The sequence below is a fragment of the Paenibacillus sp. OSY-SE genome (assembly GCF_000283315.1).
Taxonomy (GTDB): Bacteria; Bacillota; Bacilli; order Paenibacillales; family Paenibacillaceae; genus Paenibacillus_B; species Paenibacillus_B profundus.
Map to the genome: position 1 here is coordinate 192,139 of NZ_ALKF01000201.1, position 6,803 is coordinate 198,941.

Here is a 6,803-nt window from a genome sequence, read left to right on the forward strand (position 1 = left end):
TGGCCTCCTCTAATCGATGTCATGACGGCGGTTCGTGCGCAGAATGAGCACCGTCAAAATCAGGATTACGATAAACAGCAGGTACGATGCGGCTGTCGCCAGTCCCATCTGATGCCCGATGAAGGCCGTTCGATAAATGTACAGAACCGAGGTGAGCAGCGTGCCATCGGGATTGCCAGCCGTTCCGCCGATGAGCCATACATCGGTGAAACGCTTCATGCCGCCAATCGTGCCCATCACTACCATGAACAGAAATACCGGGCGCAAATACGGAATGGTAATATAACGCCACTTGCGAATCCCGTTCGCGCCGTCCACCTCCGCCGCCTCGTACAAATCTCGCGGCACGCTCTGCAAGGCGGCCAGAAAAATGATCGTATTGTAGCCGAGCGCCCCCCACATGCTCATAAGCACGATGCTGAAGCGCGAGAATGTCGGATCGGTGAACCAGCCGACCGGTCCGAGCCCAATTTGACCGAGCAGGAAGTTAAGCAAACCTTCTTCCCCGGGGTAGAACAGGAAGGAGAACAGAATGCTGGTCGCTACGGCGGAGACGACATTCGGGAGAAAGTAGACACTTTTGAAGAAGTTTCTGCCGAATGTCCATGGCAAGCTGTTAATCAGACTCGCCAACACGAAGGAGACGACGATGCCCGATACGACGGACAAGACCCCCATGAACATCGTGTTGTATAGAGACCGCCAGAACACAGAGTCGGACAAGACGATGCTGTAGTTGTGCAGACCGACCCAATGGCCCATAATTCCGTTTGTCTGTTGGAAGCTCATGAACAACGCCGCGGCAATCGGGTAGATCGAGAAGCTGATAATGCCAAGCAGCATCGGCGTGGCGAACAAAAAACCGATGCGATCGTTGCGTGTCCATCTTCTCTTCCGGATCTGCTTGCGGCCGGACATGGCGTTCACGTTGGCTGACAAATCATCACCACCTTAAGTTCAATTCAACGGCAGATTGTTACCTCTCATTTCACGGGCCTGAGAGGTAACAGCTTTCGTTAATCATGTAAGCGGATACAAAGAATTATAGGTTGTTCCTGGGCGAGGTGAAATGACCATTATGTTCAATTTCATGGATTATATAATCCGGGAGGCTCAATCACGTGTTTCTGCATTTACAGACGGCTCATCCCGCCGCATTCAGTCTTTGTCTCTGCTGGAATGCGGACGGATCCGGCATAACGATGGCAAATATGAGCAGTTAACGAGCGCGTGTTGGATATTCTTGATAGTAGAACGTGGAACGGGCAGCTACCGATACGGGAGTGGCACGGATCGGCCGGTGCATCCGGGGTCGTGCTTTCTAATCCCCCCAGGAGAAGTATTCGACCTTAATCCGTCTGGCGGGACAGGGTGGGAGCTTGCCTATGTGCTGTTCTCAGGGGAAAGAGGGCAGGAGATCTGCGGCTATTTCGGGGGGACGGCGGATCGGATTTGGCTAGTGGAACCGGACGGAGCATGGCGGCGGCAGCTTGAACAAATCAACGGCATGCTGGAATCCGCATCCCCCGCGTTCGCCGAACGGGCGGCTCTCTTGTTCGAGTTCATGCTGTTCGACATGTCGCTCCACTGTGATAATGGTTCGGCCTCTCCCCTTCCTTCATCCGACAAAGCGGCCATCCTAGATGCAGTAAGCCAAGCCGTCTATACGCCAATGGACGACAATGTGCTTGCCGCCAACTTGAATATGTCCGTTCCGACGCTGCGGCGCAAGGTCCGACAGTATACCGGATGCGCTCTCCATGATTACTGGCACCGTCTGAAAATGGAAGAAGCCAAGCTGCTTCTGACGCATAGCCCGGCTTCGGTAAAACAAATCGCAGCGCGATTGTGCTACGAGGATACGTATTATTTTTCAAGACTGTTCAAAAAAATCGTCGGGCTGTCCCCGCTGCACTACCGCGAGAAGGACAAGCCGCAGCGACAGTAATTCCATAAGCAACGCTCCTCTGCTGCTGCTCACAGCATGCGATTTCTTCTTATCAAATACGTTAGCGCAATTACAACAGCCAGTAATACGGCCAAGCTCCAAGTCACTTTGAACAGCATATCTGGGGTGTCCTTCGATTCGAGCGGTATGATATTATCATCATTTAATTTGGGCCTAATTAATTGCTGTACCCCATCCCGGCTATACCGCAGCGCGGCTTCATCCATCTCTGGCGCGATTCGAACGGCGGCTCCATTGTCATATTTCCCGGTAATGACGTCATTTTCAAATTGGAAGGCAAGCGGAGTCCCACCGCTATTTATGTAGTATTCGAGCGCCTTATAATCTGGATTGGATTCAGAACCGGTCAATCTGGCTTGGCCGTCTTCGATTACCAACGGATACAGGCCCCACTTCGTGTCGTACGAGTGCTCTGATTCATCCGCCTCATCCAGTGAAAGCAACGCCGTATCCTGCACAGCCAACTGTTCCCATTGTGCATCACAGCATGTCTGGTTGACAGTAATGATATGACTCGTGCGGATCCCCGATACGATATACATCACGTGAACCTGCAGGGAGGTGTCGTCCATAGCGGTGATTCGGCCGATAACGAGCGTTTCCTGATCATGATGAGTCAAGCGGTGGAGAAGGTCGGCTCCTTGTACCGGTGAAATGAGAGCAACGCTTAGCAAGAGAAAGATGCAGAGCGATATGATCTTTTCCACGGGATACCTCCTGTGCGAAAAAAATGAAAATGAAATTCTAGCGATATCGATAACTATGATTAAACGACACATTTTCCGTATTATACCATATAGTAATAGAGATTGCTGGAAATAAGAAATTCTGAAAATAGAGGGTGCGCTTATTAACCCTTTTACCCACTATCCCAACTATTCAGATAATGAGCATAATATGGAAGCTCCGATCGGCCAAGCTCAACCGCTCCTCACTGAAGTGAATAGCCCATCCCTTACGGTTACCGATATTCCACCATCCTCACAACCATACTTTTTCGCGTTCCACTCATGATATAACGGTCTATCCCATGCTCGCTATAGTCGTAATTCCAGCATAAAGGAAAAAGCTTAAAAACCAAATGTGCAGCTTATTCATCTAATGAGTGTAAGATTCTCCCTGCGACAATCATAACAAGCAGGAGGACAGGCGCGAATTACAAGTAGAGACAGATTGGAGAGGTTGAAAAAGAATGAAGAAACGAAACAAACTGCTGCTGTTGACTCTATCCTTAATGCTGCTCGTTCCGCTGGTGGCTGGGTGCAGCGGAGAATCCAAGCAGAACGAACAGGAGCGCGTGCTCCGCATCGGAGTATTATACGGTGGCGGAGACGAGCAGTACATACGCCAACAATATACCGACATCTTCGAATATACGAATGGCGGCATTTCCATCGACATCGTTCCCGCCGTCGATACGAGCGGATATCGCTATGCCGATCCGGCAGAGAGGGACAAAAACCCCGATCCTGTAGGGGAAATGCAGAAGCTTATGACTGGAGCCAATCCGGTAGATGTCGTCATTCTCGATACGGACGCATTTCAGGAAATCGTCCGCGATGGGAATTTAAAACAACTGGATCCGCTCATCCAAAAGGACAACTTCGATACTTCAGATATTATTCCTTCCGTCCTGGACACGATTAAGACAATGGGGGACGGAAACATCTACGGACTGGCGCCAACATTCTCGTCAAATGCATTATTTTACAACAAAACGTTGTTCAAAGAAGCTGGAGTCGAGCCGCCGCACGACAACATGACGTGGGACGAAGTATTCGATCTGGCGCGCAGGGTCGCCAATGGCGAAGGGAAAGACCGCACATTCGGCTTCGGCTTCAACAGGTATCCAGGCGACAACGCATTCTGGAGCGTGTCGGACTACGTGAAGCCGCTGCAGATGCGACTTTTTGACGACAAGGCCGAGCGAATGACAATCAATACGCCGCAGTGGGAACATGTATACGGCACGCTCGCGAAGCTGTCCCAGGATCATGTACTGCCCGGCCAGAATGACGATATGGAAAGCAGCGGCGAGTACAGTCCGCTGAACCACGACCTGTTCTTGTCTGGAAGAGTGGCCATGATGCTCGGATATTACGGCTATACTTCGGAGCTGTTAGATGCCAGCAAGCATGCAGGCAATATCAAAGGCCTCAATATGCCGGAATGGGATGTCGTCACAGTTCCGCATCATCCGGAAGCGCCAGGCATTAGCAGCGGCATGAGCTTCAACACCATAACTGCCATCAATACAGAGGCGCAAAATCCAGATGATGCCTGGAAATTCATACAGTTCATCAACAGCGAGGATTGGGCAAAAATCAGATCCCGCTCCAGCCATGAGATGGTATCCCGCAAATCGTATATCACGCCGAAGGAAGGGCTGAACTTCAACATCCAATCTTTCTATGCAATGAAGCCGTCGCCCAATAATGCCGTCGAAATAAACCTTCGCCGCCAAGCCAATAATTTGTACACCGTTGAAAGCGCCGGTTATGAGCTGTTCGACAAAGTAATCAAAGGCAAAATGACGACAGCTGAAATGCTGAAAGAATGGGAGACGAAAGGGAATGCCCTGCTGTTGGCCATCAAGAAAAATCCGAACGGCCCCATTGGCAAGGACGATGATATCATGAAAGGGGTATATGGGGATTAATGGAGGGTTTAAAAATAAAAAATTCACAATACAAAATTCTGTATATCAAAAAGACATCGAGCCGTAGTGCTCCATGTCTTTTTTACATTCCACCCGTGTTAAAGCGGCCTATGCATTCTGGTTCATCTGCTGCTTGGCTGCCGCCAATAGCTGCTCGAACAAATCGTCATCCTCTTCGAGAAGTTCATCCATCGCAAGCATTTCTTCTTCGTTTCCGGATTGTTCGGTGAAGTTCAAGCTATAGTCCCACTCTTTCCCTTTCTTGCTGAAAAACGTAATTTCGTACGTAGATGAAAAACGATCGTGCGTAAAGACGACTTGTCCTGCATAGGTGCCGTCTTCGCGCTGACTCATGTTCGCCTTTACGATATTGAACTGCATACCTGATCCCTCACTCGTTATAGTCATAATTCCATTATAAAAGAAAAAAGGCAAAACCAAAAGCGCCGCTCACTCATCTAATAAGTGTCACCATTATGCCTCCGAGAAACGTAACAAGAAGAAGGACAAGCAATCATTGCCAAAACAAAAGAATGGAGAGGTAGAAAAAGAATGAAGAAACGTAACAAACTGATGCTGCTGACATTATCTATGATGCTGCTCATCCCGCTCTTGACGGCATGCGGCGGGGAAGCGAAGCAGAACGAGCAGGAGCGCACGCTCCGCATCGGAGTATTGTACGGCGGCGGAGACGAGCAGCACATACGCCAAGAGTATACGGACATCTTCGAATATATGAACGGCAACATTTCGATCGAAATCGTTCCTGCCGTCGATACGAGCGAGTACAACTATTCCGATTCGGCTGGTCCCGACCCGACAGAGGAAATGCGAAAGCTGCTTACCGGCGCCAATCCGGTCGATGTTGCCATCGTGGACAGTGATTCATTTCAGCAATATGTCCGGGATGGACAGTTCAAGCAATTGGATGCGCTAATCCAAAAGGATGGCTTCGATATGAGCGACATCATTCCTTCCGTTATGGACACCATCAAAATGATGGGAGACGGCAATATTTACGGATTGGCACCGACCTTTTCGTCTAAAGCATTGTACTACAATAAAACGTTGTTCCAGAAAGCCGGAGTCGAGCTGCCAACCGACAGCATGACGTGGGATGAAGCATTCGAGTTGGCCCGCAGAGTCGCCAATGGCGAGGGAAAAGACCGGACATACGGCTTCAGCTTCGACCAGTATCGATGGGGGACTGCTTTTTATGGCGTTGCCGATTATGCCGGGCCGCTGCAGCTGCGCACGTATGACGACAAGGCTGAAAAGATGGCGATCAATACGCCGCAGTGGGAGAAGGTATACGACACAATTGCAACGCTGTCCCAAGATAATATAATGCCTGGCCGAAAAGATGATGACAACGGCGGCAGCCTCGGCGAGGGACGTTACAATCCACTGGACCACGATCTGTTTTTGTCAGGAAAAGTCGCAATGATGATGAACTACTACAGCTATACTTCGGAATTGTTCGACATAAGCAAAAATGCAGGCAAAATCAAAAACTATCAAATGCCCGAATGGGATGTCGTCACCATTCCTCACCATCCGGAAGCGCCAGGAATAAGCAGCGGCATGCGCTTCGACTCCATTATGGCCATTAATACGCAAGCGCAGAATCCGGATGACGCTTGGCAATTCGTACAGTTTATCAACGGAGAGGATTGGGCAAAAATCAAATCCCGCTCTACCTATGAGCTGGTGACTCGCAAATCATTTATTAAACCGAAAGAAGGAATGAATTATAATATCCAGTCCTTCTATGCAATGAAGCCGGCTCCAGGCAATCCCGCTGAAGAGAAGCTTCATCAGAAGTATAGAAATTTATGGATTATTAAGAACTCAGCCGAAGAACTATTCAAAAAAAGGATAGAAGGCAAATTAACGACTGCCGACATGCTGAAGCAATGGGAGACAAAAGGGAACCAATTGCTTCCAATGATTAAAAAGAATCCGAACAAATCGATATTCGGAGATGAGGCTGTACAGAAGGCAGTATATGGAGATTAATTGAATACGAAAAAATGCTTCGCACCGCATTCCGGTCGGAGCATTTTTGGGGTTGAAATGAAGTCATGAAACGAAAGTGTAACATTATGGCTCCCAGAAACGTAATAAGGAGGAGGGCAGGCAATCATTGCCAGAACAAAAGAATGGAGAGGTAGA

General features: G+C 49.2%; 6 protein-coding genes. 3 read left to right on the forward strand and 3 right to left on the reverse strand.

Annotated features, from left to right (window positions below; translation table 11 throughout):
• Nucleotides 1-9 precede the first annotated feature (9 nt).
• Nucleotides 10-918 carry an ABC transporter permease subunit gene (locus tag A372_RS0127865; protein ID WP_036705533.1) on the reverse strand — a complete coding sequence of 303 codons (909 nt, stop codon included), beginning with the start codon at nucleotides 916-918 and terminating at the stop codon, nucleotides 10-12.
• Nucleotides 919-1,078: 160 nt separating this feature from the next.
• On the opposite strand from A372_RS0127865, the gene A372_RS35660 reads away from it, so the two are divergent.
• Nucleotides 1,079-1,948, forward strand: coding sequence for an AraC family transcriptional regulator (locus tag A372_RS35660; RefSeq protein WP_019424222.1), 870 nt, complete (start codon nucleotides 1,079-1,081; stop codon nucleotides 1,946-1,948).
• A 29-nt stretch (nucleotides 1,949-1,977) separates the two neighbouring features.
• Here A372_RS35660 and A372_RS0127875 read toward each other — a convergent pair whose 3' ends face one another.
• On the reverse strand, nucleotides 1,978-2,676 hold the full coding sequence (locus A372_RS0127875) for a hypothetical protein (protein ID WP_019424223.1): 699 nt from the start codon (nucleotides 2,674-2,676) through the stop codon (nucleotides 1,978-1,980).
• A gap of 485 nt (nucleotides 2,677-3,161) precedes the next feature.
• Between A372_RS0127875 and A372_RS0127880 the strand changes: the two genes are divergently transcribed.
• Nucleotides 3,162-4,628, forward strand: a complete 1,467-nt coding sequence (locus A372_RS0127880) for an ABC transporter substrate-binding protein (protein WP_019424224.1) — start codon at nucleotides 3,162-3,164, stop codon at nucleotides 4,626-4,628.
• A 108-nt stretch (nucleotides 4,629-4,736) separates the two neighbouring features.
• Here A372_RS0127880 and A372_RS0127885 read toward each other — a convergent pair whose 3' ends face one another.
• Complete coding sequence (locus tag A372_RS0127885; RefSeq protein WP_019424225.1) at nucleotides 4,737-5,009, reverse strand: hypothetical protein; 273 nt, start codon at nucleotides 5,007-5,009, stop codon at nucleotides 4,737-4,739.
• Nucleotides 5,010-5,180: 171 nt separating this feature from the next.
• Here A372_RS0127885 and A372_RS34870 point away from each other — a divergent pair, with 171 nt between their 5' ends.
• Nucleotides 5,181-6,647, forward strand: coding sequence for an ABC transporter substrate-binding protein (locus A372_RS34870; protein ID WP_019424226.1), 1,467 nt, complete (start codon nucleotides 5,181-5,183; stop codon nucleotides 6,645-6,647).
• The last annotated feature ends 156 nt before the right edge of the window (nucleotides 6,648-6,803 follow it).

Bases quoted from the DNA above. Each gene is read 5' to 3' on its own strand.
- A372_RS0127865 (WP_036705533.1), bottom strand. From the start codon at position 918: ATGTCCGGCCGCAAGCAGATCCGGAAGAGAAGATGGACACGCAACGAT.
- A372_RS35660 (WP_019424222.1), top strand. From the start codon at position 1,079: ATGTTCAATTTCATGGATTATATAATCCGGGAGGCTCAATCACGTGTT.
- A372_RS0127880 (WP_019424224.1), top strand. From the start codon at position 3,162: ATGAAGAAACGAAACAAACTGCTGCTGTTGACTCTATCCTTAATGCTG.
- A372_RS0127885 (WP_019424225.1), bottom strand. From the start codon at position 5,009: ATGCAGTTCAATATCGTAAAGGCGAACATGAGTCAGCGCGAAGACGGC.
- A372_RS34870 (WP_019424226.1), top strand. From the start codon at position 5,181: ATGAAGAAACGTAACAAACTGATGCTGCTGACATTATCTATGATGCTG.